Origin of the sequence: Micromonospora maris AB-18-032 (assembly GCF_000204155.1) — a bacterium.
Classification (GTDB): domain Bacteria; phylum Actinomycetota; class Actinomycetes; order Mycobacteriales; family Micromonosporaceae; genus Micromonospora; species Micromonospora gifhornensis.
Genome location: NC_015434.1, coordinates 1,436,200 through 1,458,829, shown reverse-complemented (window position 1 = coordinate 1,458,829; position 22,630 = coordinate 1,436,200). Strand labels below are relative to the sequence as shown.

Here is a 22,630-nt window from a genome sequence, read left to right as displayed (position 1 = left end):
TACCTCCGAGACGACTGATCAAGTCGAGGCAGGAGAGATCCCATGGACAGGCTCGACCCGAACACCACGAACGCCACGCCGGACCCCGCTCTGCGCGCCGTTGACCGGGACGTGGTCACCACCGGCGGCGCCACCAACGCCTTCGACCCGTGGAGCTACCGCGACGAGGCCGGGGTCGCCGGCACCAACCTGATCGGCTACAAGGTCGAGGCCACGGACGGCTCGATCGGCAAGATCGACAGCGACAGCAGCGAGGTCAACGCCAGCTACCTGGTGGTCGACACCGGGCCGTGGATCTTCGGCAAGAAGGTCATGCTGCCGGCCGGGACGGTCAACCACGTCGACCACGACGAGCAGAAGGTCTACGTCGACCGCAGCAAGGACCAGATCAAGGCCGCGCCGGAGTACGACGACACGATCAACGACCCGTCGTACCGGGACAAGCTCGGCGGGTACTACAACGACACCTACGCCGCGACCCCGCCCGGCGGGCTTCGCTGAGCCACCCTGACGCACTGAATCGGTGTAACGGCCGGTGGGAATGGTTCTCACCGGCCGTTACCGTGTCCGGATGGACGCGATCGAAGACAGACGCAGAATCCCCTTCACCGCGATGTTCAACTTCCGCGACGTGGGCGGCCATCGCGGCCTGGACGGGCGCACGGTGCCCTTCGGCCGGCTGTACCGCTCCGACTCGCTGCACCGGATGGACGGTGCGGACCGGGACGCGTTCAGCGCCCTCGGCGTACGCACGGTCGTCGACCTGCGTCGCCCGCAGGAGGTCGAACGCGACGGGCGGGTCCCCGACCTCGACGGTCTGACCTACCGCCACATCCACCCCGAGCACGCGGACTGGTCCACGCAGCCGTACCAGCCGGAGCAGGACCTCGCCCGCTACCTCGCCGACCGGTACGCCGACCTGGCCCGTACCGGCACCGCCGGGCTCGCCCAGGCGATCGGCCTGATCGCCGACAGCGCCAACGCGCCGGTGGTGGTGCACTGCGTCGCGGGCAAGGACCGCACCGGCATCGTCTGCGGTCTCACCCTCTCGGCGCTCGGTGTCGACGACGCCGAGATCGCTGCGGACTACGCGCTGAGCAGCGAGGCGTCGCAGCGCTTCGCCGCCTGGATCGCCACCGCCTACCCCAACCTGTCCCGGCTGCCCGCCGCCTACCTGGCCTCACCGGCCGAGACGATGCTGCTGTTCCTGGCCGAGATCCGCCAAGGGTACGGGTCGGTCGACGACTACCTGCGCCACGCCGGGGTCACCGACGAGCAACTCGCCGCGCTCCGCACCCACCTGCTCAGTTGAGCCGACGCTCGGCGTCCACGCCAGGTCCTGTTAAGAAGGGGCCCCTGCACTACCTCAGGCGTTAACAAGGGGCCCTTCCTTACCGCTCAGACCGGCTAGAAGACGCGGTGCACCCAGTTGTGGGGGTCGGCGGCCTTGCCCCGCTGGAGGTCGACCAGTTGCTGACGCAGCGCCATGGTGACCGTGCCGGGCTCGCCACCGCCCATGGTGAACTCCCCGTCCGGGAAACGGACCCGACCGATGGGCGTGATGACCGCGGCAGTGCCGCAGGCGAAGACCTCGCGCAGCCGACCGCTTGCCGCGTCCGCCTGCCAGTCGGCGAAGCTCACCGGCCGCTCCTGCACGGTGTGTCCGGCCGCCGAGGCCAGGGTGAGCACCGACTCCCGGGTGATGCCGGGCAGGATCGTGCCGGTCAGCGGTGGCGTCACCACCGAGCCGTCGTCGTAGACGAAGAAGACGTTCATGCCACCCAGCTCGTCGACGTACCGGCGCTCCACCGCGTCGAGGAAGACCACCTGCTCACAGCCGTGCTCGGCGGCCTCGGCCTGGGCGGCCAGCGAGGCCGCGTAGTTGCCGCCGCACTTCGCCGCGCCGGTGCCGCCGGGGGCGGCGCGGGTGTAGTCGGGCGACACCCAGACCGTCACCGGCTTGACCCCGCCGGAGAAGTACGCGCCCACCGGCGAGGCGATCACCGCGTAGAGGTACTCGTTGGCCGGGCGGACGCCGAGGAAGACCTCGCTGGCGAACATGAACGGCCGCAGGTAGAGGCTGCCGTCCTCGCCCTCCGGAATCCACTCGCGGTCGATCTCGATCAGCCGGTGCAGCGAGTCGACGAAGGTCTGCTCGGGCAGCGTCGGCATGGCCATCCGGGTGGCCGAGGTGTTGAACCGGGCCGCGTTGGCGTACGGCCGGAACATCGTCACCCCGCCGTCGGCCGTGCGGTACGCCTTCATCCCCTCGAAGATCTCCTGCGCGTAGTGCAGCACCGCGCTGGCGGGATCCATCGGGATCGGCCCTCGCGCCTCGACCCGGGCGTCGTACCAGCCCTTGCCGTCGGCGTAGCGGATGGTGACCATGTGGTCGGTGAAGACCCGGCCGAACCCGGGGTTGGCCAGCAGCGCGTCCCGGTCGGCGGCGGATACCGGCGCGGGATTCGGACGGATCTCGAAGTCGAGCTTGTCACCACCGCTCATCGCGCTGACCTCCCTGGGGGATGACGGCATGCGCCGACCGCACGCCGCAAAGATATGTGCCAGAAACTTACCCCGAACGGTCGTTCAGCGGGTAGGCGCACCGGTCGGTGGCACCGTCGGGTTCCCGCTTCGAGGCGACCGTTCGACAGGTCGCGATCCACTACCGCCGGTTACGACGGTCGGTCGGAGTCAGGCCGCTACCTGGGCGGCGATCCGATCGCCCACCTCGGCGGTGCGTACCGCCTCGCCCGGGGTACGGGCGGCCAGTTCCGCGCCGACCGCGGCGGTGATCCGGGCCGCGGCGTCGGCGTGCCCGAGCTGGTCGAGCAGCAACGCGGCGGAGAGTACGGCGGCGACCGGGTCGGCCAGCCCACGCCCGGCGATGTCCGGCGCGGAGCCGTGCACCGGCTCGAACATCGACGGGTAGCTGCCGTCGGGGTTGATACTGCCGCTGGCGGCCAGGCCGATCCCGCCGGTGACCGCGGCGGCGATGTCGGTGAGGATGTCACCGAAGAGGTTGTCGGTGACCACCACGTCGTAGCGCTGGGGCTGGGTCACCAGGAACATCGCGGCGGCGTCGACGTGCTGGTACTCGGTGCTCACGTCCGGGTACTCGGCGGCGACCGCCTCGAAGGCACGAGCCCACAGCGAGCCGGCGTGGGTGAGCACGTTGGTCTTGTGCACCAGGGTCACCTTGCGCCGTTCGCGGCGGCTGGCCCGGGCGAAGGCGTCGCGGACCACCCGCTCCACCCCGTGTCGGGTGTTCAGGCTCTCCTCGGTGGCCACCTCGGCCGGGGTGTCGCGGTGCAGCGTGCCACCGGCACCGGCGTACAGCCCCTCGGTGCCCTCGCGGACGACCACCAGGTCGACCTCGCCGGGCTTGACCGTGGCCAGCGGGCTGGTCACGCCGGGCCAGAGCCGCGACGGCCGGAGGTTTACGTACTGGTCGAAGGAGAAGCGCAGCTTGAGCAGCAGGCCCCGCTCCAGCACGCCGGGCGGGACGGTGGGGTCGCCGACCGCGCCGAGCAGGATGGCGTCGTGCCCGGCCAGCTCGGTCAACACCGAGTCCGGCAGCACCTCGCCGGTGCGGTGGTAACGTGCCGCACCGAGGTCGTACTCGGTTGCCTCGACCCCGGGCAGGGCCGCATCGATGACCTTGCGGGCCTCCGCGACCACCTCGGGTCCGATCCCGTCCCCGGCCACCACCGCGATGCGTGCCACGTCCGTCAGCTCCTTCGCTCGTATCGGCTAGACGGTACGCCGCCGTCCCGCCCCCCGGTACGAGTGTTCCACTTTTCGGGATACGAGACACACACAGCAGCTTCTCAGCGTTCGCTCACGCTGCCGTCATCTGCGGTCCCTAACGTGAGCCCGACGGGCTGGGCAGGCCCGGACGACCACCACGAGGGGGTGGCCGGTCGTCGAGGAAGGGGCGGACGCGATGTGGACCGACGAGCAGCCACGTACCCGCTGGGTCGACCCGGCGGCGTTTCGGTACCGCCGGCCCGACCTGCGCCTGGGCGCCCGCGAACCGCGTCCTGACCGCGCCGGCCCGGCCGTCGACGACCGACTCACCGTGCGTCACACGGTTCGCACCTCGACCGCCGACTACACCCTGCTGCTCAACGCACCGGCCTGGCTCGGTCGCCGCGGCGTCGGCGACGCGCTCCGCGACGCGGTGGCCGAACTACGGGCGATCGACCTCACCTACGGTCCGAACCGTCCGGAGAGTCTGGTGTCCCGACTGCGCCGGGGCGAGATCAGCCCCGAGTCCTACCCGCCGTTGGCGGACCTGGTGGACCGGTGCAGCGCCATGCGGGCCGCCACCGACGGCTGGTTCGACGCCTGGGCGGTGCCCGGCGGGTTCGACCCCGGTGGCCTGCTCGGCGGGTGGGCGGTCGAGCGGGCCGCGGCCCGGCTCCGCGCCGCCGGCGTCCAGGACTACGCCGTGCTGACCGGTGCCGACCTGGTGGTACGCGGTCACGCCGGGCACGGCGGCCCGTGGCGGGTGGCCGTGCACCATCCGACCGACCGCCGCCGGCCGCCACTGATGCTGGAGATGACGGCGGGCGCGATCGGCACATCCGGGGTCACCGGCCGGCGCGGGCACGTGGTGGACCCGCACACCGGCGAACCGGCCGACCAGATGGTGGCCGCCACCGTGGTCGGCCCGAATCTCGCGGTCGCCGATGCCTACGCCACCGCGCTGTACGCCGCCGGCCCGAGCGGGTTGAACTGGTTCCGCTCCGGATCGGACTACCGCGCCCTGATCGCCAACCACCACTGAGCTCTTACCGGTGCCGCCGGTCCCCCCGGCGTCGTCGCTGGGGCGTCCATCGTGGAGAGCAGCGATCGGCCTCCACGGCCGCGGCAACGGCTGTGGAGGCCGGTCGACGACGAATGCGCATGGCTCACGCAATCGAGGGGTGCGGGCTGGCCGGCCGGGACATCGACCTCGCCACCCGAAGACGGGCCGCGTCGCGAGCTGCCAGAAACCGCATCGGTACGCTAGCGAATCCGCGCGTTTCCCGGCAAGGGTTCCACAGGGGACCATCCACCCAGTCCGGTCGACTCGCCGGACGCCTTGTGGTAGGGGCGTTTTCGACAAGGTGAATCGCGGATGGCACGCTGTCGGCCGTGAGTTTCGATCTGAGCGTGTGGGCCCTGGCCGACGGGGCGACGCCTGAGGACGTGCGAGCGGCGGTGCAGCGGTGCCGGGAGGGCCAGCACGGCCAGCGCCAACCGGATCCACGGGTGGTCGCCTTCTACCGGGCGATCACCGCCAGCTATCCGGACCGGCCGGCGGTGCCGGGTAGCCCCTGGGCGGTGGCACCACTGCACGCGGCAGCCGACCATGTCGAGTTGAATCTCGACCCGGCCTGCGCGGACCAGGTGCTGCTCGACATCGAACGGCTGGCCGGAGAGCACCGGCTGATGCTGTTCGACGCCCAGGACGGCTCGGTCTATCCGCCGCCGGCCGCCCGGCTGCCCGGCTGACCAGCCCGCCCCGCACAACTGAGACGGATACGACCAGGGGCCCGGCCGAAACCGGGCCCCTGGTCGCCATGTGCGTGAAACGGCTACTCGTCGCGCAGGTCCGCCGCGCTGGCCGAGGCCGCACCGATCGAGTCGGCCGCCGAGGTGAGCAGGTCGGCGCCGAGCGCCTGGTCGACGGTGAGGGTCATCAGCGTCTCGCCGCCGGCCTCCCGACGGGCCACCTGCATCGCCGCGATGTTGATGCCGGCCTCGCCGAGCAGCGTGCCGACGGTGCCGACCACGCCCGGACGGTCGGCGTAGCGGAGGAAGAGCAGGATGCCCTCCGCCCCGATCTCCACGTCGAAGCCGTCCACCTCGGTCAGCTTGATGATGTCCCGGGTGCCGGCGTGGGTCACCGTGCCGGAGACGCTGACCGTACGACCGTCGGGCAGGGCGCCGCGCACGGTGACCAGGACCGGGTGCTCCACGGTCTCGGCCTGGGTGGTCAGCGCCACCTCCACGCCACGCTGGGCGGCCAGGTGCGGCGCGTTGACGTAGGTCACCTGCTCCTCCACCACGGAGCTGAACAGGCCCTTGGTGGCGGCGAGCTTGAGCACCGACACGTCGTGGTTGACGATCTCGCCGCGTACCTCGACGGTGACGCTGGCGGCGACGCCGCCGGCGACCGCGGTGAAGGCCCGGCCGAGCTTCTCGGCCAGCGGCAGCAGCGGACGTACGTCCTCGGCGACCACGCCACCGGCCTGCACGTTCACCGCGTCCGGCACGAACTCGCCCTGCAACGCCAGCTTCACGCTCTTGGCCACGGCCAGACCGGCCTTGTCCTGCGCCTCGGCGGTGGAGGCGCCCAGGTGCGGGGTGGCCACCACGTTGTCGAAGGCGAACAGCGGCGACGAGGTGCACGGCTCCTTGGCGTAGACGTCCACCCCGGCACCGGCGACCCGGCCCTCGGCCAGCGCGTCGGCGAGCGCCTGCTCGTCGACCAGCCCACCGCGGGCGGCGTTGATGATCCGTACGCCCGGCTTGACGATCGACAGCTCCTTCTCACCGATCAGGCCCACGGTCTCCGGGGTCTTCGGCAGGTGGATGGAGATGAAGTCGCTCTCCCGCAGCAACTCCTCCAGGCCGACCAGGCGTACGCCGAGCTGCGCGGCCCGGGCGGGCTGGATGTACGGGTCGTACGCGATCAGCCGGGTGCCGAACGCGGCGATGCGGGACGCGAAGAGCACGCCGATGCGGCCCAGGCCGACGACGCCCACGGTCTTGCCCTGCAACTCCACGCCTGTGTACTTCGACCGCTTCCACTCCCCCGCCTTGAGGGCGGCGCTGGCGGAGGCGGTGTTGCGGGCGACCGCGAGCAGCAGCGCGACGGCCTGCTCGGCCGCGGAGACGATGTTGGAGGTGGGGGCGTTGACGACCATGACGCCCCGCGCGGTGGCGGCCGGCACCTCGACGTTGTCCAGACCCACGCCGGCCCGGGCCACGACCTTCAGCCGGGGTGCGGCGGCGATCGCCTCGGCGTCAATCTGGGTGGCGCTGCGGACGATGACGGCGTCGGCCTCGGCGAGTGCGGAGAGCAGAGCCGGACGGTCGGTGCCGTCGACGTGCCGGACGTCGAAGTCGTGGGCGAGCACCTCGATTGCGGCAGGAGCGAGTTCTTCGGCGATCAGTACGACAGGAGTCATTGGTCCTCGTAGATGTCGTCAGAGCGGTCGGCCAGCGCTGGACGCTGCGCTGCGCCCGGCGTGGGCTGGGCCATGGCCGTCAGGTGCAGCGGCCTGGAACACCTACCCGCGATCGTAGGGGCCCGGCCGCCCCACATACCCCGCAGTACGGGGTGAGTGCCCTCACAAACCGGACGTGACGTGCGTGTTAACGACCGTTGTCCGGCCGCTCACAGCACGGCACCCGCACCCGGCGTCGGGGAGAACGCCGGGTACGGGTGCCGTTGGGGTGAGACTGCTCTCAGTGCGCCGACGAGACCTCAGGCGGTCTCGGTGATCGGACGGTCCACCCAGCTCATCATGCCGCGCAGCTTGGCGCCGGTCTCCTCGATCGGGTGAGCCGCGCCCTCGGCCTGCCACTTGCTGAAGTTCGGTCGGCCGGCCTCGTCCTCGGCCACCCACTCGCGAGCGAACTCGCCGTTCTGGATCTCACCGAGGATCTTGCGCATCTCGTCCTTGACCCGGCTGTCGATGACCCGCGGGCCCCGGGACAGGTCGCCGTACTCGGCGGTGTCGGAGACGCTGTACCGCATCCGGGCGATGCCGCCCTCGTACATCAGGTCCACGATCAGCTTCAGCTCGTGCAGGCACTCGAAGTAGGCCACCTCGGGGGCGTAGCCGGCCTCGGTGAGCACCTCGAAGCCGGTCTGCACCAGCGCCGCCGCACCACCGCAGAGCACCGCCTGCTCGCCGAAGAGGTCGGTCTCGGTCTCCTCGGTGAAGGTGGTCTTGATGGCGCCCGCCCGGGTGCCGCCGATGCCCTTGGCGTACGACAGGGCCAGCGCGAGGGCGGTGCCGCTGGCGTCCTGCTCGACGGCGACCAGGCAGGGCACGCCCTTGCCGTCGACGTACTGCCGGCGGACCAGGTGGCCGGGGCCCTTCGGGGCGACCATCGCCACGTCCACGTCGGCCGGCGGCTTGATCAGGCCGTAGCGGATGTTGAACCCGTGCCCGAAGAACAGCGCCTTGCCCGCGCTGAGGTTCGGCGCGATCGACTCGGCGTAGATGTGGCGCTGCGCGGTGTCCGGGGCGAGGATCATGATCACGTCGGCCTCGGCCGCCGCGTCGGCCGGGGTGAGCACCCGCAGGCCCTGCTCCTCGGCCTTCGGCCGGCTCTTCGAACCCTCGGGCAGACCGATCACCACGTCGACACCCGAGTCGCGCAGCGACAGCGCGTGGGCGTGGCCCTGGCTGCCGTACCCGATCACGGCGACCTTCTTCGCCTGGATCAGGCCCAGGTCGGCGTCGTCGTCGTAGTACACCTCAACGCTCATGACTTCCCTTTCGTACGGCGGCCGATGCGGCCCGTCGTGGCTGTGGTTACGCCCGGCCCGCAGGCCGACCGGTGGTGATCAGGCGGCCCGCAGGGCCGGGCCGGCGGTGATCGCACGCGGACCGCGCCCGATCGCGACCAGGCCCGACTGGACCATTTCCTTGATGCCGAACGGCTCAAGGTCGCGCAGCAGCGCGTCGAGTTTGTCGGGGGTGCCGGTCGCCTCGATGGTGAGCGTGTCCGCGGCCACGTCGACCACCCGGGCACGGAACAGGCTTACCGTCTCCAGGACCTGCCCCCGGGCGTTACGGTCGGCACGCACCTTCACCAGCAGCAACTCACGGGCAACCGAGGTCGACGGGTCCAGCTCGACGATCTTGAGTACGTTGACCAGCTTGTTGAGCTGCTTGGTGACCTGCTCCAGCGGCGAGGAGTCGGCGTTGACCACGATGGTGATCCGCGAGACGTCCGGGTTCTCGGTCTCGCCGACCGCGAGACTGTCGATGTTGAAGCCGCGCCGGGAGAACAGCCCGGAGACCCGGGCCAGCACACCCGGCTTGTTCTCCACCAACACAGAGAGCGTGTGCATCGTCATTAGATATCGTCCTCGTCGAAGGTCGGGCGGACGCCGCGGGCGAACATGATCTCGTCGTTGCTGGTACCGGCGGCGACCATCGGCCAGACCATCGCGTCCTTGCCGACCACGAAGTCGATGACCACCGGTGCGTCGTTGATGGACATCGCCGCCTCGATCGTCTTGTCGACGTCCTCGGCGGTCTCGCACCGCAGTCCGACGCAGCCGAGCGCCTCGGCCAGCTTGACGAAGTCCGGAATGCGGTGCTTGTGGGTGCCCAGGTCGGTGTTGGAGTAGCGCTCACCGTAGAACAGGGTCTGCCACTGGCGGACCATGCCGAGGTTGCCGTTGTTGATCACGGCGATCTTGACCGGGATGCCCTCCAGCGCGCAGGTGGCCAGCTCCTGGTTGGTCATCTGGAAGCAGCCGTCACCGTCGATGCCCCAGACCACCGTGTCGGGCCTGCCGACCTTGGCGCCCATCGCCGCCGGCACCGCGTACCCCATGGTGCCGAGGCCGCCGGAGTTCAGCCAGGTCTGCGGCTTCTCGTACGAGATGAACTGGGAGGCCCACATCTGGTGCTGGCCGACCCCGGCGACGTAGATCGCGTCCGGGCCGGCGATCTCGCCCAGCCGCTTGATCACGTACTGCGGGGAGAGGGTGCCGTCGGAGGGCTCCTCGTAGCCCAGCGGGTAACGCGCGCGCAGGTCGTCCAGCTGCGTCCACCAGTCGCCGAGCTCGGCGACCCGTCCGGCCGCCCGCTCGGCGGTGACCGCCGCGAGCAGCTCGTCGATGACGTACCGGGCGTCACCGACGATCGGCACGTCGGCGTGCCGGTTCTTGCCGATCTCGGCCGGGTCGATGTCGGCGTGGACCACCGTGGCGTCCGGCGCGAACGAGTCCAGCTTGCCGGTGACCCGGTCGTCGAACCGGGCGCCGAGCGCCACGATCAGGTCGGCCTTCTGCAGTCCGTAGACCGCGGCGACCGTGCCGTGCATGCCGGGCATGCCCAGGTGCTGCCGGTGGGAGTCGGGGAACGCGCCGAGCGCCATCAGGGTGGTCACCACCGGGATGCCGGTCAGCTCGGCCAGCCGGCGCAGCCCCTCGGTGGCACCGGCCTTGAGCACGCCACCGCCGACGTAGAGCACCGGGCGGCGGGCGGTGGTCATCAGCCGGGCCGCCTCGCGGATCTGCTTGCCGTGCGGGTGCATGGTCGGCCGGTAGCCGGGCAGATCCAGGGTGGGCGGCCAGGCGAAGGTGGTCTCCGCCTGCAGGACGTCCTTGGGGATGTCCACCAGGACCGGGCCGGGTCGACCGGTCGAGGCCAGGTGGAACGCCTCGGCCAGGATGCGGGGGATCTCACTGGCGTTCTGCACCAGGAAGTTGTGCTTGGTGATCGGCAGCGTGATGCCCTGGATGTCCGCCTCCTGGAAGGCGTCCGTGCCGATGGCGGGCCGGGCCACCTGGCCGGTGATCGCCACCAGCGGCACCGAGTCCATGTACGCGTCGGCGATCGGGGTGACCAGGTTGGTCGCGCCCGGGCCGGAGGTCGCGATGCAGACACCGACCCGGCCGGTGGCCTGCGCGTAGCCGGTCGCCGCGTGGCCGGCGCCCTGCTCGTGCCGGACCAGGATGTGCCGGACGGTCGAGTCGTACAGCGGGTCGTACGCCGGCAGGATCGCGCCGCCGGGGATACCGAAGACGACGTCGACGCCGAGCGCCTCCAGGGAGCGCACCAGCGAGCCGGCTCCGGAGACCTGAGCGGGGCGTACCGCCGGGGCCGTGGCGGCGGCGCGGGTGTGGTCGTTGTCACCCGTGGTCTCGGCGGAGCCACGGGCGCGCCGGACGGAGTGGGCGAGCGTCTCTGGTGTGGGTCTCGTCATGGCGATTGCCTTCGGCTGGAGTTGGTTGGGCTGCTCACACTGTGCTCGCGGGCGGGCCGCGGGCGATGGGTCGACGGCAACAAAAAAGCCCTCGTGCCAGATGCACGGGGCCAGCGCACTCTCAGACAGGGAGAGTGCGCTCAGATAAGTACTCGCAGCGACCGGTACGACATGGCTCAAGACTGACGCATCTCATGCGATGAGTCAACTGATCCCACATTTTGGTTCACGGACTTGGCGTGCCACCCCCCGACAGGCCCCCTGCACCCGGCTTGACGTGCTCTGATGTGCCGTTTCCGACCCTCGGTGCCGGCGTCGGCCCGGATGCCGGATTCCCCGGCCGTGCCGGTCGGGCCCCCGGCGAGGTGGCCGCCTCCAGCATCGCCTCCAGGTGCTCGGCCGGTACGCCCCAACCGAACAACGCGCCCTGCCCGAAGCGGCAGCCGGCGGCCACCACGGCGGCCAGCTCGGTGGGCGTGGTGACCCCCTCGGCGATGACCTCCAGGCCGAACTGGTGACCCAGCCGCATGACGATGTCGACCATGGGCGCGAAGGCCGGGCCGTCGCGCCCGACCGGCCGGACCGGCTCGTGCTCGGCCACCAACCCGTGGTCGATCTTGAGAATGTCGATCGGGAGTCGGCGCAGCTGCCCCAGCGAGGAGTAGCCGGCACCGAAGTCGTCCAGGGCGATCCGCACACCGGTGCGCCGCAGCGCCGTCAGCCGACGGATCAGCTCGTCCAGATCGGTGGCGACCGCGTGCTCGGTGACCTCCAGCACCAGCCGCTGCGGCGGGACGTGGTGGGTACGCAGCGCCTCGGTCACCTGGGCCACGTAGGCGGGGGCGTGCAGTTCGCGCGGTGAGACGTTCACCGACACCCAGACGTCGTGTCCCTCGGCGAGCCACCGGGACAGTTGACGACAGGCCTCGTGCAGCACCCAGGCACCGAGTTCGGCGATGATCCCGGACTCCTCGGCCAGCGGGATGAACTCGTCCGGCCGGACGTTGCCGAGTTCCGGGTGGTGCCAACGCAGCAGCGCCTCCGCGCCGACCGGGCGCACCGACGGCAGGGAGGCCACCGGCTGGAAGACCAGCCGCAGCTCGTTGCGGCCGATCGCGCCGCGCAACTCGTGCTCCAGCGTGGTCCGCCGGCGCAGCAGCCGGTCGTACGCGCCGTCGTAGCGCTCGATCCGGTTCTTGCCCCGCTGCTTGGCGTAGCGCAGCGCCAGATCGGCGTGCCGCAGCAGCAGTTCGACGTCCGGCGTGTCCGCCCAGGTCGCCAGACCGATGCTGACCGAGCAGAAGACCGGCCCCTCGGGCTGCGGGTAGGCCCCGCCGAGCACCTTCAGCAGCCGCTCGGCGACCGCCCCCGCCTCGGCCGGCCCACCGTGCATCAGCACCGCGAACTCGTCCCCGCCGAGGCGGGCGGCGAGGTCGCCGGGGCGCAGGTTTGCCCGCAGCCGCTGGCCGACCTCGACCAGCACCGCGTCACCGACGTCGTGGCCGCGCATGTCGTTGACGTTCTTGAAGCCGTCCAGGTCCAGGCTGAGCAGCATGCAGGGGGTGTCCGCCGCCGCGCACCCGTGCAGCGCCCGCAGCAGCCCGCGCCGGTTGGCCAACCCGGTCAACGCATCGGTGTGCGCGAGCTGCCGGAAGTGCGCCTCCCGCTCGGCGAGCCGCCGGGCGTACGCCCGGACCTGGTGCAGCGTGAGGTGTTGCCGGGCGACCAGGGCGAAACCCTCCACGCTGCCGGCGACGATGCCCAGTGCGTCGAACCGGCCGTCCTGGAGGAGGTGGTACATCGCCGAGCCGGCCATCGCGGCCATCGGGACGAAGGCGTACTCGCCGTCGTGGCGGATCACGTCGGTGGTGAGCTGCCCGGCCGGGTCGATGCGGCTCATCGCCACCGCGGCGGTCAGCAGGCCCACAGCGAGCACCACCAGGCTCATCGAGGTCATCGCGGGACCGACCTGACAGAGCCCGGTCGCCACGCCGAGGCCACCGCTGGTCGCCACGGAGATGCCGGCGCCCAGCACGGCGAGGCCACGGCGCGGCGGTCGGGCCCGCAGCACCAGGATGATGGCGAGGCCACTGCACAGCGCCGCGCTGATCGAGGCGAGCAGGATCGCCGGGCAGGCCATCGGGGTGGCGTCGCCGAGGACTCTGGTCGGCTCGGAGAGCAGCACCCAGCCGACGAACCACAGCGCGGCGCCCACCACGACGCTGTCCAGCGCGAGTCGGGCGGCCGCGCCGACCGAACCGGCCACCCCGGGCATCCGGAGCAGGCCGGCACAGAACAGCAGGCCGCTCACCGCGGTGCCCACGGCGACCGCACTCGCCCAACTGGTGCGTTGCGGCTGCTCGTGCGCCCAGTGTTCACTCGCGCTCAGCGCACCCGCGGTGGCCAGCAGCAGGGTGACCAGGGACACCGCCGCCGCGCCGGTGAACAGCACGTACGCCTGCCGATGGGGGCCACTACGACGCCGGGCGGCGGCGGCCAGCAACACACCGGCCACGATGGCGACCAACGCACTCAGCACCGCGGCGCCGATCATGCCCGGGGGTGTGTGCACGGTCTCAACTTTGCCGGATCACCGCCGTCCGTGGGGATCTGGTGTGCATCTGTTGGGACACAGTGCGCTCGCCTGTCCGTTGCCGGTTCGCCGGTGTCAGACTGGTACACATGCCTGAGCTGCGGTCGAAGACCTCCACGCACGGTCGGACGATGGCCGGTGCCCGGGCCCTGTGGCGGGCCACCGGGATGACCGACGACGATTTCGGCAAGCCGATCGTCGCCATCGCGAACAGTTTCACCCAGTTCGTCCCGGGTCACGTACACCTCAAGGACATGGGCGGCCTGGTGGCCGACGCGGTGGCCGAGGCCGGCGGGGTGGGCCGGGAGTTCAACACGATCGCGGTCGACGACGGCATCGCCATGGGCCACGGCGGCATGCTCTACTCCCTGCCCAGCCGGGAGTTGATCGCCGACGCGGTGGAGTACATGGTCAACGCGCACTGCGCCGACGCCCTGGTCTGCATCTCCAACTGCGACAAGATCACCCCGGGCATGCTGCTGGCCGCGCTGCGGCTCAACATCCCGACCGTCTTCGTCTCCGGCGGCCCGATGGAGGCCGGCAAGACGGTGGCCATCGAGGGCATCGTCCACTCCAAGATCGACCTGATCGACGCGATGATCGCCTCCTCCAACGAGGCGGTCACCGACGACCAGCTCGGCGAGATCGAGCGTTCCGCCTGCCCGACCTGCGGCTCCTGCTCGGGCATGTTCACCGCGAACTCGATGAACTGCCTCACCGAGGCGATCGGGCTGGCGCTGCCCGGCAACGGCTCGACGCTTGCCACCCACGCCGCGCGGCGGTCGCTGTTCGTCGAGGCCGGCCGCACCGTCGTGGACATCGCCAAGCGGTGGTACGACCACGACGACGACTCGGTGCTGCCCCGGGTGGTGGCCTCCCGGGCCGCGTTCGAGAACGCCGTCGCCCTGGACGTGGCGATGGGCGGCTCGACAAACACGATCCTGCACCTGCTGGCCGCCGCCCGCGAGGCCGAACTGGACTTCACCGTCGCCGACATCGACGCGATCTCCCGCCGGGTGCCCTGCCTGGCCAAGGTCGCCCCGAACTCCCCGCAGTACCACATGGAGGACGTGCACCGGGCCGGTGGCATCCCGGCCATCCTCGGCGAACTGGACCGCGCCGGCCTGCTGCGCCGGGACGTGCACGCGGTGCACTCCCCCACTCTGGAGCGCTGGCTGGCCGACTGGGACGTGCGCGGCGGCTCGGCCACCCCCGAGGCGACCGAGTTGTTCCACGCCGCGCCGGGCGGGGTGCGCACCACCGAGCCGTTCTCCACCACCAACCGCTGGTCCACCCTGGACACCGACGCCGCCGAGGGCTGCATCCGGGACCGGGAGCACGCGTACAGCGCCGACGGCGGGTTGGCCATCCTCTACGGCAACCTGGCACCGGACGGCTGCGTGGTGAAGACCGCCGGGGTGCCCGAGGAGTGCCTGACCTTCCGCGGCCCGGCGAAGGTGTACGAGTCGCAGGACGACGCGGTGACCGCCATCCTGGCCAAGGAGATCGTCGCCGGGGACGTGGTGGTGATCCGCTACGAGGGCCCCAAGGGCGGCCCCGGCATGCAGGAGATGCTCTACCCCACCTCGTTCCTCAAGGGCCGAGGGCTGGGCCGGGCCTGCGCGCTGCTCACCGACGGCCGGTTCTCCGGTGGCACCTCGGGCCTGTCCATCGGCCACGCCTCCCCCGAGGCCGCCGCAGGTGGGCTGATCGCGCTCGTGGAGCCGGGCGACGAGATCGTCATCGACATCCCGAACCGGTCGATCGAGCTGAACGTGCCGGCCGACGTGCTGGACGCCCGACGGGTCGCCCAGGAGAAGCGGGATCGCCCGTACACCCCGGTCGACAGGCAACGCCCGGTCTCCGCGGCGCTGCGCGCGTACGCCTCGATGGCCACCTCGGCCAGCGACGGCGCGTACCGGCGCGTCCCCGAGTGAGCTGGACACCAGGGATGGGCGCACCGACGTTCATCCCTGGTCTGTCTCTCACGGCCGACACCCACCACGACTGAGGACCCGCGCGGTCACCGACGCGCTGTACGGACCACGCGCACGCTGAGCCCGGCAGCACGATCGTCGATCACGGTTCACCCTGCCGCCATGCCGTTTTCGGTAGCGTGGCGATCGTGAATCGTGAATGGGGAGGTACCTCGATGGGTGCGAGGCGGAGGGTCGGTGCCGGTGTCACGGCGACGCTTATCGCGGTGACGGCGACGCTCACGGTGCCGGCACCGGCGGGTGCCGGTGGACGGCACCCCGCACCGGTACGGGTGGCCACGTTCAACGCCTCGCTGAACCGGGACACCGCCGGTGGGCTGGTCGCCGACCTGTCCCGCCGGGACAACGCCCAGGCCGCCAACGTCGCCGAGGTGATCCAGCGGGTACGCCCCGACGTACTGCTGATCAACGAGTTCGACCACGACCCGGCCGGCCGGGCGTTGGCGCTCTTCCAGGACAACTACCTCTCCGTGCCCCGCAACGGCAGCCGGGCCATCCGCTACCCGTATCGGTACGCCGCCCCGTCGAACACCGGCGTCCCCTCCGGCCACGACCTCAACAACGACGGCACCGTCGGCGGGCCCGACGACGCGTACGGCTTCGGTCTCTTCCCCGGCCAGTACGGCATGGCGGTCTACTCGGCGTACCCGATCGACGTGGCGAAGGTCCGTACGTTCCAGACGTTCCGCTGGCGGGACATGCCCGGCGCCCTGCTGCCCGACGACCCGTCCACCCCCGAGCCGGCCGACTGGTACTCCCCGGCGGAACTGGCCGACCTGCGGCTGTCCTCGAAGAGCCACTGGGACCTGCCGATCCGGTTGCCGGGCCGTACCCTGCACGTGCTGGCCAGCCACCCGACGCCGCCGGTCTTCGACGGGCCGGAGGACCGCAACGGCCGCCGCAACCACGACGAGATCCGCTTCTGGGCCGACTACGTCTCCCCCGGTCGGGGCGGCTACATCTACGACGACGCCGGGCGGCGCGGCGGGCTGCGGCCCGGCGCGGCCTTCGTGATCGCCGGGGACCTCAACGCCGACCCGTACGACGGGGACAGCGTGCCCGGCGCGGCGCAGCAACTGCTCGACCACCCGCGCGTCGACGATCGGGTCGTGCCGGCCAGCGCGGGTGGCCCGGCCGCCGCCCAGCGGCAGGGTGGCGCGAACCTCGACCACCGCGGCGACCCGCGCTTCGACACCGGCGACTTCGCCGACACCAGCCCCGGCAACCTGCGGGTCGACTACCTGCTGCCGAGCCGGGGTCTGCCGGTCCGTGCCGCCGGGGTCTTCTGGCCGGTGCCGGGTGACCCGCTGTTCCGGCTGGTCGGCGACTACTCCCCCGCCCTGCCGGGCGGCTTCCCCACCTCCGACCACCGGCTGGTCTGGCTCGACCTGCGCTGAGGTGAGGCTGCCCGCGGAACGGCGTCCGGTCCTCGTTCGCTGGTCAGGCGGGGGCGGGCAGGGCGAGGACGCGGGCGTACGCGATGGCCGCCGGGGTGTCGGGGAAGATCAGGTTGTCGCGACGGAGTTGGTCGGCCACGCCGAGGGTGTCCAACACCTGGTCGTGACCGGGATCGATGCCGGAGAGCAGCACGGTGATGCCGCGCCCCTGAAGCCGGCGGATGGCGTCGCCGAGCACCTGGGCACCTGTGGCGTCGATGGTGGTGACCCGGGCCATCCGGAGGATGACCACCCGGACGTCGGCCACGTCGGAGAGTTGGAGCAGGAAGTTGTGTGCGGCGGCGAAGAAGAGCGGCCCGTCGAGCCGGTAGGCCACGATGTGCTCGGCGAGCAGGGCCTGCTCCTCGGCGGTGTGGTCGTCGGCGTCCAGGGGGACCTGTTCCATCTTGGCGCTGCGGGCCACGGCACGCAGCGCCACCACGATGGCGACGGCGACGCCGACCGCCACGGCGGTGACCAGGTCCCAGATGACGGTGACGGCGAAGGTGAGCACGAGCACCAGCGCGTCGCCCCGGGTGGCGCGGGCCAGCGCCCACAGCGAGGCGGCTTCCACCATCCGTACCGTGGTGGCCAGCAGGACCCCGGCGAGCGCCGCGAGGGGGATCCGACCGACAAGCGGCGCGGCGGCCAGCACGATGCCGGCCAGGGCGACGGCGTGGGTGAGCGCGGCGAGCCTGGACACCGCGCCGGCCCGGACGTTCACCGCGGTACGCGCGATCGCCGCGGTGGCCGGGATGCCGCCGAACAGCGGAGACGCCAGGTTGGCCAGCCCCTGCCCGAACAGTTCCCGATCCGGGTCGTGCCGCTGGTCGACAGTCATGCCGTCGGCGACGGTGGCCGAGAGCAGGCTCTCCAACGCGGCAAGCGCCGCCACCGCGAATGCGGCGGGCAGCAGGACCCCCACCGCGCCGAGGTCGAGGAAGTCCAGCGACGGCGCGGGCAACGTCTGCGGCAGGGCGCCGATGCGGATCAGGTCGACCGGTACGAGTTCCGCGATGATCGTGGCGGCAGCCACGGCCAGCAGTGAGAACGGCACGCCGGGCCGCCACCGGGCACCGACAAGCATCACCGCCGCGACACCGAGGGCCACCGCGATCGCGGCCGGGTGCGGGTGTACGACGAAACGGGCGACCGCGTCGGCGGCCACCGCCCAGACCCGCTCGCCCTGCGCATCGGTGACGCCGAGCGCGGCCGGCACCTGCTGCAGGGCGATGACCACGGCGATGCCGGCGGTGAAGCCCTCGATCACCGGAACGGGAAGATACCTGACAAATCGCCCGAAGCGCGCGAAGGCCAGGACCAACAGGATCACCCCGGCCATCGCGCCGACCAGCAGCACGCCGTTCGCGCCGAACTGCGCCACGATCGGCACCAGCACCACAGTCATCGCGCCGGTGGGCCCGGAGACCTGGAGGTTGGAGCCGCCGAAGACGGCGGCCACGGCACCGGCGACCACGGCGGTGATCAGCCCGGCCTCCGCGCCCAGCCCGGAGGTGACCCCGAAGGCGAGGGCCAGGGGCAGCGCGACGATGGCGACGGTGAGCCCGGCGAGCAGGTCGCGGCGGGGCGCTCGGCGTACCGCCTGAAGGTCGGCCCGGCCGGGCAGCAGGGCACGGACCCGCCCCCACGCGGCGGCCAGGGCAGGACGCGGCGTGGCGGGAGTCGCCGCGTCGGTGCCGTTCACTGGCTCGCCCCGCCGGCCCGCAACTCGTCGAGCAGGCCGTCCCGGTCGGCGAGCACCGCGCCGAGGATCCGCCGGCCGGCGGCCAGCAGGTCGGCCACGTCGGGGGTGCTCAACGCGTACATCACCAGGGCGCCGTCCCGGTAGGTGGTGACCATGCCGGCGCGGCGCAGCACGGCGAGCTGCTGGGAGAGGTTCGACGCCTCGACGTCGATGGCGGCGAGCAGGTCACGCACCGGCTTGGGGCCGTCCTGCAGCAACTCCAGCACCCGGATGCGGACGGGATGCCCGAGGGTGCGGAACAACTCCGCCTTCGCCTGGTACAGCGGCACCGACACGCCTCAGCCTCCTTCGCCGCGCCCGAACGGGCATACTGAAGACTTTAGCACTTGCAGGATTCTTCAAGTCAGTAGGTCGTCCGCTACCGGGCCGGGCGGTCCGGCCTCACCTCAGGTGCCGGACGAAGAAGCGGTTCGCGTCGTCTCCCTCGAACTGCGGGACGCCGGTGTGCCCGCCCATGTTGGCGTGCAGTGTCTTCTCCGTTGAGCCGAAGGCGTCGAACAGCTCCAGGGCCTGCTGCCGGTCGTTTCCTTCGTCGTCCCACTGCAGCAGAACCTGTAGCGGAATGGTGACCTTCCGGGCCTCCTCGAACATGGCGCGGGGCACGAAACTACCGGCGAACAGCAGGGCGGCCACGATGCGCGGCTCGACCACCGCCAGCCGGACGCCAATGGCGATGATCCCGCCCGAGTACCCGACCGGGCCGCCGATCTCGGGCAGCGAGAGCAGGGCGTCCAGGGCGGCCCGCCATTCCGGGACCGCCTGGTCGACAAGTGGCAGAACAAGCCGGTCGACGACCTCGTCGCCGACTGGCTCGCCGGCCTGCAGTGCCCGGCGCAGCTCGGTGCGGGCCTCCTCGACGGCGACGAGACGGGGCCGGTTACCGCCACCGGGAAGCTCGATGGTGGCCGCGGCGAAGCCCTCCGCTGCGCAATGCTGGGCCCGGGCCGCCAATCGCGGATACATCGTCGGCAGTCCGCCGGGGTGACCGATCAGGATCACCGGCGCCCGAGCGGATACGGATGCGGGCCTCCACAGAATGCCGGGAATCTCGCCGAGGGTGAATTCGCGCTCGAGGACGCCGTCGTTGAGGCGCTGTTCGGAAGTGAACTCCATGGTCGTGCCTTTCGGGAGTGCTCATGAACGGCGCTCCCGGACGACCTATCGCCCGACCGTGACAACTGAGTGGAGCACCCATGTCGACCCATTCACGGATACCACCTCCTCGCTCTCCCCACGGACTCCGCGAAACCTAACAGCGCCCCCCACCCCCCGCCACCGCATTACTACGCGCCCACCTCTCCCAGTAAACGTTGATCAAGAGGTTTGCGTCAGATCCGGCCGGATTCCAGACGCAAAACTCCTTGATCAACCAGTGCCAGTGCCAGTGCCGTGCGGTTGGAAGTCGTTGACGCAGCGGAGGGTGGGGTGGGTGGTGAGGGCGGTGGGGTCGAGCGGTGGGGTCGAGTGGACGGTGAAGGTCGTCGACTCGCCGGGAAGCAGGGTGATCAGGGCGTCGTCGACCTGGGCGGACGGGTCGAGTCGGTCGGGGAAGAGGGTGAGGTCGCGCAGGATGGTGCGGGCGGTTACCCGGACCAGTTGGCCGCTGTCGGTCGGCTCGACCGTGGCGTCGTACTCGGCCGGCGGGTAGTCGATCTCGCGGTCCTCGGCGAAGAACCAGAGCGCACGGCCAACGGGATCACCCGCATCGGCGATCAGCAGTTCGCGCCGGGCCTCGTCGGGCCGGGTCAGCTCCGCCGGCAGCGCCAGGTTGACCGTGTCGTACGCGGGGACGTCGAGTTCCAACGTGGTCTTCGCCTGTGGGTCCCCGGCGACGGTCAGCCGGCTGATCGTCACCGACGCCCGCCAGGGTCGGCCACCGTCGTTGACCGCGACCAGCACCAGCCCACCGGCGTGGGCTCGGAAGCCGTCGCCGGACCGGCCATCGGTGCCGGACTGACCGCCGTCGCGGGGCTGCACGGTGAGCAGCCGGTCGGCGTACGCCCGGCGCAGCGCGTACCACAGGGGTTTGCGTCGGCCGTCGCCGTCGATGGCCGACCAGGAGGTGACCGGCCAGCAGTCGTTGAGCTGCCAGACGATGGTGCCCATGCACCGCCCCCGGTGGGAGCGGAAGTGCTCCACCCCGAGTTGGATGGCACGGGCCTGGTTGAGCTGGGTGAAGTAGTGCCAGTCGTCGAAGTCGCGCGGCGCGGGCAGGTGGGCGTCCAGCCCTCGGCGCAGTTTCGCGTCGCCGTCGGTGGCCTTCTGGTGGTGCGCCATGCCGGGCGAGTCCGGGGCGAGCGGCTCGTCGGAAAGCGCCCGGCGCAGCGTCGCGTACGCCGGCGGGCCCTGGTAGCCGAACTCCGCGACGAACCGGGGCAGATAGTCGCGGTACTTCACGTAGTCGTCGGTGTTCCACACGTCCCAGATGTGCGTGGTGCCGTACGCCGGGTCGTTGGGGTGAGTCTGCTCGCTGCCCGACCAGGGACTGCCGGGCCAGTACGGGCGCGTCGGGTCCAGCTCGGCGACGATGCGGGGCAGCAGGTCCAGGTAGTAGCCGCGCCCCCAGGTGCGCCCGGCCAACTGCTCCTGCCACCCCCAGTCGTGCCAGCCCCAGATGTTCTCGTTGTTGCCGGTCCACAGCACCAGCGACGGGTACGCCGCCAGCCGGGTCACCTGCTCGGCGGCCTCGGCGGCAACCTCACCGGCGTACGGCTCCTCCTCGGGGTAGGCCGCGCAGGCGAAGAGGAAGTCCTGCTGCACCAGCAGGCCACGTTCGTCGGCCAGGTCGTAGAAGTCGTCCGACTCGTACCGGCCGCCGCCCCAGACCCGCAGCAGGTTGATGTTGGCGTCGACGGCCTGGTCGAAGCGGTGGGCCAGCCGCTCGCGGGTGACCCGGGTCGGGAAGACGTCGTCGGGGATCCAGTTCACCCCCCGGACGAAGACCGGCACCCCGTTGACGTGCAGGGTGAACGGCGCGCCGTGGGCGTCGGGGGTGGTGTCGAGGCGTACCGAGCGGAAGCCGATCCGCCGGTGCCAGGCGTCGAGGGTGGCGCCGTCCGGCCCGTGCAGGGTGACGTCCAGGTCGTGACGGGGCTGGTCGCCGTGACCGCGCGGCCACCACAGGGCGGGCCGCGGCACGTCGAGGGTCAGCGTGGCGCTGCGCTGTCCCGCCGCGACCGTCGTCTCGGCGGTCACCCCGGCCACCTGGGCCCGCACGGTGAGCGGCAGGTCGGCCAGCCGGTCCACCTCGACCTGCACCGCCACCCGCCCGTCGACGCCGTCGAGGGTGACCAGCGGGCGTACGGTGGCCAGCCGGGCGACCGACCAGCCGTGCAGGCCGACCTCCTGCCAGATGCCGGCGGTGACCAGGGTCGGCCCCCAGTCCCAGCCGAAGTTGCAGGCCATCTTGCGGATGAACTGGAACGGCTCCGGGTAGGCGTTGGGCCGGTCACCGAGGCGGTCGCGGTGCGCGTGGGCGTACCGGTAGGCGGAGTCGAAGCGTACGGCCAGGGTGTTGTTCCTGGGTTGCAGCAGCGAGGTGACGTCGAAGCGGTAGCCGCGATGCATGTTCTCGGTGCGGCCGACCTCGACGCCGTTGACGGCGACCGTGGCGACCGTGTCGAGCCCGGCACAGACCAGGTCGAGCCGCTGGTGGCTACCGCTCGGGCGGTCGAAGGTCGTCTCGTACGCCCAGTCGGTGTGCCCGATCCAGGCCAGCGCTGTCTCGTTGTCGTCGAGGTACGGGTCGGGGATCAACCCGGCGGCGAGCAGATCGGTGTGCACGCAGCCGGGCACGGTGGCCGGCACCGTCACGCCGTCGACCTCGGGTGGCACCTGCGGGCCGGACATCGCCCGCAGGGTCCAGCCGTCGTGCAGCGCCTGCCGT

General features: G+C 71.4%; 17 protein-coding genes. 6 read left to right on the top strand and 11 right to left on the bottom strand.

Features of this window, described 5'->3' with window-relative positions:
* Positions 1 to 42: 42 nt before the first annotated feature.
* Positions 43 to 501 carry a PRC-barrel domain-containing protein gene (locus tag VAB18032_RS06695; protein ID WP_013732037.1) on the top strand — a complete coding sequence of 153 codons (459 nt, stop codon included), beginning with the start codon at positions 43 to 45 and terminating at the stop codon, positions 499 to 501.
* Between the two features lie 40 nt (positions 502 to 541).
* Positions 542 to 1,312: a tyrosine-protein phosphatase gene (locus VAB18032_RS06690; protein ID WP_013732036.1), complete on the top strand. Its 771-nt coding sequence runs from the start codon at positions 542 to 544 to the stop codon at positions 1,310 to 1,312.
* 95 nt (positions 1,313 to 1,407) lie between these two features.
* On the opposite strand, the gene VAB18032_RS06685 is transcribed toward VAB18032_RS06690, so the two are convergent.
* Both VAB18032_RS06685 and VAB18032_RS06680 read right to left on the bottom strand, forming a co-directional pair.
* Positions 1,408 to 2,505 carry a branched-chain amino acid aminotransferase gene (locus tag VAB18032_RS06685; RefSeq protein ID WP_013732035.1) on the bottom strand — a complete coding sequence of 366 codons (1,098 nt, stop codon included), beginning with the start codon at positions 2,503 to 2,505 and terminating at the stop codon, positions 1,408 to 1,410.
* Positions 2,506 to 2,694: 189 nt separating this feature from the next.
* Positions 2,695 to 3,726 (bottom strand): 3-isopropylmalate dehydrogenase, encoded by a 1,032-nt coding sequence (locus VAB18032_RS06680; protein WP_013732034.1) that lies wholly within the window; start codon positions 3,724 to 3,726, stop codon positions 2,695 to 2,697.
* Between the two features lie 220 nt (positions 3,727 to 3,946).
* Between VAB18032_RS06680 and VAB18032_RS06675 the strand changes: the two genes are divergently transcribed.
* Entirely contained in the window at positions 3,947 to 4,792 is an 846-nt protein-coding gene (locus VAB18032_RS06675) for an FAD:protein FMN transferase (protein ID WP_013732033.1), read from the top strand.
* A gap of 350 nt (positions 4,793 to 5,142) precedes the next feature.
* Positions 5,143 to 5,502 carry a hypothetical protein gene (locus VAB18032_RS06670; RefSeq protein WP_013732032.1) on the top strand — a complete coding sequence of 120 codons (360 nt, stop codon included), beginning with the start codon at positions 5,143 to 5,145 and terminating at the stop codon, positions 5,500 to 5,502.
* Between the two features lie 83 nt (positions 5,503 to 5,585).
* Here VAB18032_RS06670 and serA read toward each other — a convergent pair whose 3' ends face one another.
* From serA to VAB18032_RS06645, 5 genes are all read right to left on the bottom strand, one after another.
* The gene (serA, locus tag VAB18032_RS06665; protein ID WP_013732031.1) at positions 5,586 to 7,184 is read right to left on the bottom strand and encodes a phosphoglycerate dehydrogenase; all 1,599 of its coding nucleotides are present in this window, start codon (positions 7,182 to 7,184) and stop codon (positions 5,586 to 5,588) included.
* Between the two features lie 299 nt (positions 7,185 to 7,483).
* The gene (ilvC, locus tag VAB18032_RS06660; RefSeq protein ID WP_013732030.1) at positions 7,484 to 8,497 is read right to left on the bottom strand and encodes a ketol-acid reductoisomerase; all 1,014 of its coding nucleotides are present in this window, start codon (positions 8,495 to 8,497) and stop codon (positions 7,484 to 7,486) included.
* A gap of 78 nt (positions 8,498 to 8,575) precedes the next feature.
* Positions 8,576 to 9,091: an acetolactate synthase small subunit gene (gene ilvN, locus VAB18032_RS06655; protein WP_013732029.1), complete on the bottom strand. Its 516-nt coding sequence runs from the start codon at positions 9,089 to 9,091 to the stop codon at positions 8,576 to 8,578.
* On the bottom strand, positions 9,091 to 10,953 hold the full coding sequence (locus VAB18032_RS06650; RefSeq protein ID WP_013732028.1) for an acetolactate synthase large subunit: 1,863 nt from the start codon (positions 10,951 to 10,953) through the stop codon (positions 9,091 to 9,093). The genes ilvN and VAB18032_RS06650 overlap by 1 nt, the downstream gene beginning before the upstream one ends.
* A gap of 226 nt (positions 10,954 to 11,179) precedes the next feature.
* On the bottom strand, positions 11,180 to 13,525 hold the full coding sequence (locus VAB18032_RS06645) for a putative bifunctional diguanylate cyclase/phosphodiesterase (RefSeq protein ID WP_081476044.1): 2,346 nt from the start codon (positions 13,523 to 13,525) through the stop codon (positions 11,180 to 11,182).
* A gap of 110 nt (positions 13,526 to 13,635) precedes the next feature.
* Between VAB18032_RS06645 and ilvD the strand changes: the two genes are divergently transcribed.
* Together ilvD and VAB18032_RS06635 are read left to right on the top strand one after the other, a co-directional pair.
* Positions 13,636 to 15,483 (top strand): dihydroxy-acid dehydratase, encoded by a 1,848-nt coding sequence (gene ilvD / locus VAB18032_RS06640; protein ID WP_013732026.1) that lies wholly within the window; start codon positions 13,636 to 13,638, stop codon positions 15,481 to 15,483.
* A gap of 215 nt (positions 15,484 to 15,698) precedes the next feature.
* Positions 15,699 to 16,940, top strand: a complete 1,242-nt coding sequence (locus tag VAB18032_RS06635) for an endonuclease/exonuclease/phosphatase family protein (protein ID WP_013732025.1) — start codon at positions 15,699 to 15,701, stop codon at positions 16,938 to 16,940.
* 43 nt (positions 16,941 to 16,983) lie between these two features.
* Here the strand turns inward: VAB18032_RS06635 and VAB18032_RS06630 are convergent, their stop codons facing one another.
* From VAB18032_RS06630 to VAB18032_RS06615, 4 genes are all read right to left on the bottom strand, one after another.
* On the bottom strand, positions 16,984 to 18,684 hold the full coding sequence (locus VAB18032_RS06630; RefSeq protein ID WP_013732024.1) for a SulP family inorganic anion transporter: 1,701 nt from the start codon (positions 18,682 to 18,684) through the stop codon (positions 16,984 to 16,986).
* The gene (locus VAB18032_RS06625; protein WP_013732023.1) at positions 18,681 to 19,019 is read right to left on the bottom strand and encodes an ArsR/SmtB family transcription factor; all 339 of its coding nucleotides are present in this window, start codon (positions 19,017 to 19,019) and stop codon (positions 18,681 to 18,683) included. Before VAB18032_RS06625 ends, VAB18032_RS06630 begins: the two co-directional genes overlap by 4 nt.
* 106 nt (positions 19,020 to 19,125) lie before the next feature.
* Positions 19,126 to 19,857 (bottom strand): dienelactone hydrolase family protein, encoded by a 732-nt coding sequence (locus tag VAB18032_RS06620; RefSeq protein WP_013732022.1) that lies wholly within the window; start codon positions 19,855 to 19,857, stop codon positions 19,126 to 19,128.
* A gap of 252 nt (positions 19,858 to 20,109) precedes the next feature.
* Positions 20,110 to 22,593, bottom strand: a complete 2,484-nt coding sequence (locus VAB18032_RS06615; RefSeq protein WP_050814706.1) for a glycoside hydrolase family 2 protein — start codon at positions 22,591 to 22,593, stop codon at positions 20,110 to 20,112.
* Between the last annotated feature and the right edge of the window lie 37 nt (positions 22,594 to 22,630).

What these genes read in the sequence shown, in the direction of transcription:
- VAB18032_RS06695 (WP_013732037.1), top strand. Translation starts at nt 43, where the DNA reads ATGGACAGGCTCGACCCGAACACCACGAACGCCACGCCGGACCCCGCT.
- VAB18032_RS06690 (WP_013732036.1), top strand. Translation starts at nt 542, where the DNA reads ATGGTTCTCACCGGCCGTTACCGTGTCCGGATGGACGCGATCGAAGAC.
- VAB18032_RS06685 (WP_013732035.1), bottom strand. Translation starts at nt 2,505, where the DNA reads ATGAGCGGTGGTGACAAGCTCGACTTCGAGATCCGTCCGAATCCCGCG.
- VAB18032_RS06675 (WP_013732033.1), top strand. Translation starts at nt 3,947, where the DNA reads ATGTGGACCGACGAGCAGCCACGTACCCGCTGGGTCGACCCGGCGGCG.
- serA (WP_013732031.1), bottom strand. Translation starts at nt 7,184, where the DNA reads ATGACTCCTGTCGTACTGATCGCCGAAGAACTCGCTCCTGCCGCAATC.
- ilvC (WP_013732030.1), bottom strand. Translation starts at nt 8,497, where the DNA reads ATGAGCGTTGAGGTGTACTACGACGACGACGCCGACCTGGGCCTGATC.
- ilvN (WP_013732029.1), bottom strand. Translation starts at nt 9,091, where the DNA reads ATGACGATGCACACGCTCTCTGTGTTGGTGGAGAACAAGCCGGGTGTG.
- VAB18032_RS06650 (WP_013732028.1), bottom strand. Translation starts at nt 10,953, where the DNA reads ATGACGAGACCCACACCAGAGACGCTCGCCCACTCCGTCCGGCGCGCC.
- ilvD (WP_013732026.1), top strand. Translation starts at nt 13,636, where the DNA reads ATGCCTGAGCTGCGGTCGAAGACCTCCACGCACGGTCGGACGATGGCC.
- VAB18032_RS06635 (WP_013732025.1), top strand. Translation starts at nt 15,699, where the DNA reads ATGGGTGCGAGGCGGAGGGTCGGTGCCGGTGTCACGGCGACGCTTATC.
- VAB18032_RS06620 (WP_013732022.1), bottom strand. Translation starts at nt 19,857, where the DNA reads ATGGAGTTCACTTCCGAACAGCGCCTCAACGACGGCGTCCTCGAGCGC.
- VAB18032_RS06615 (WP_050814706.1), bottom strand. Translation starts at nt 22,593, where the DNA reads ATGTCCGGCCCGCAGGTGCCACCCGAGGTCGACGGCGTGACGGTGCCG.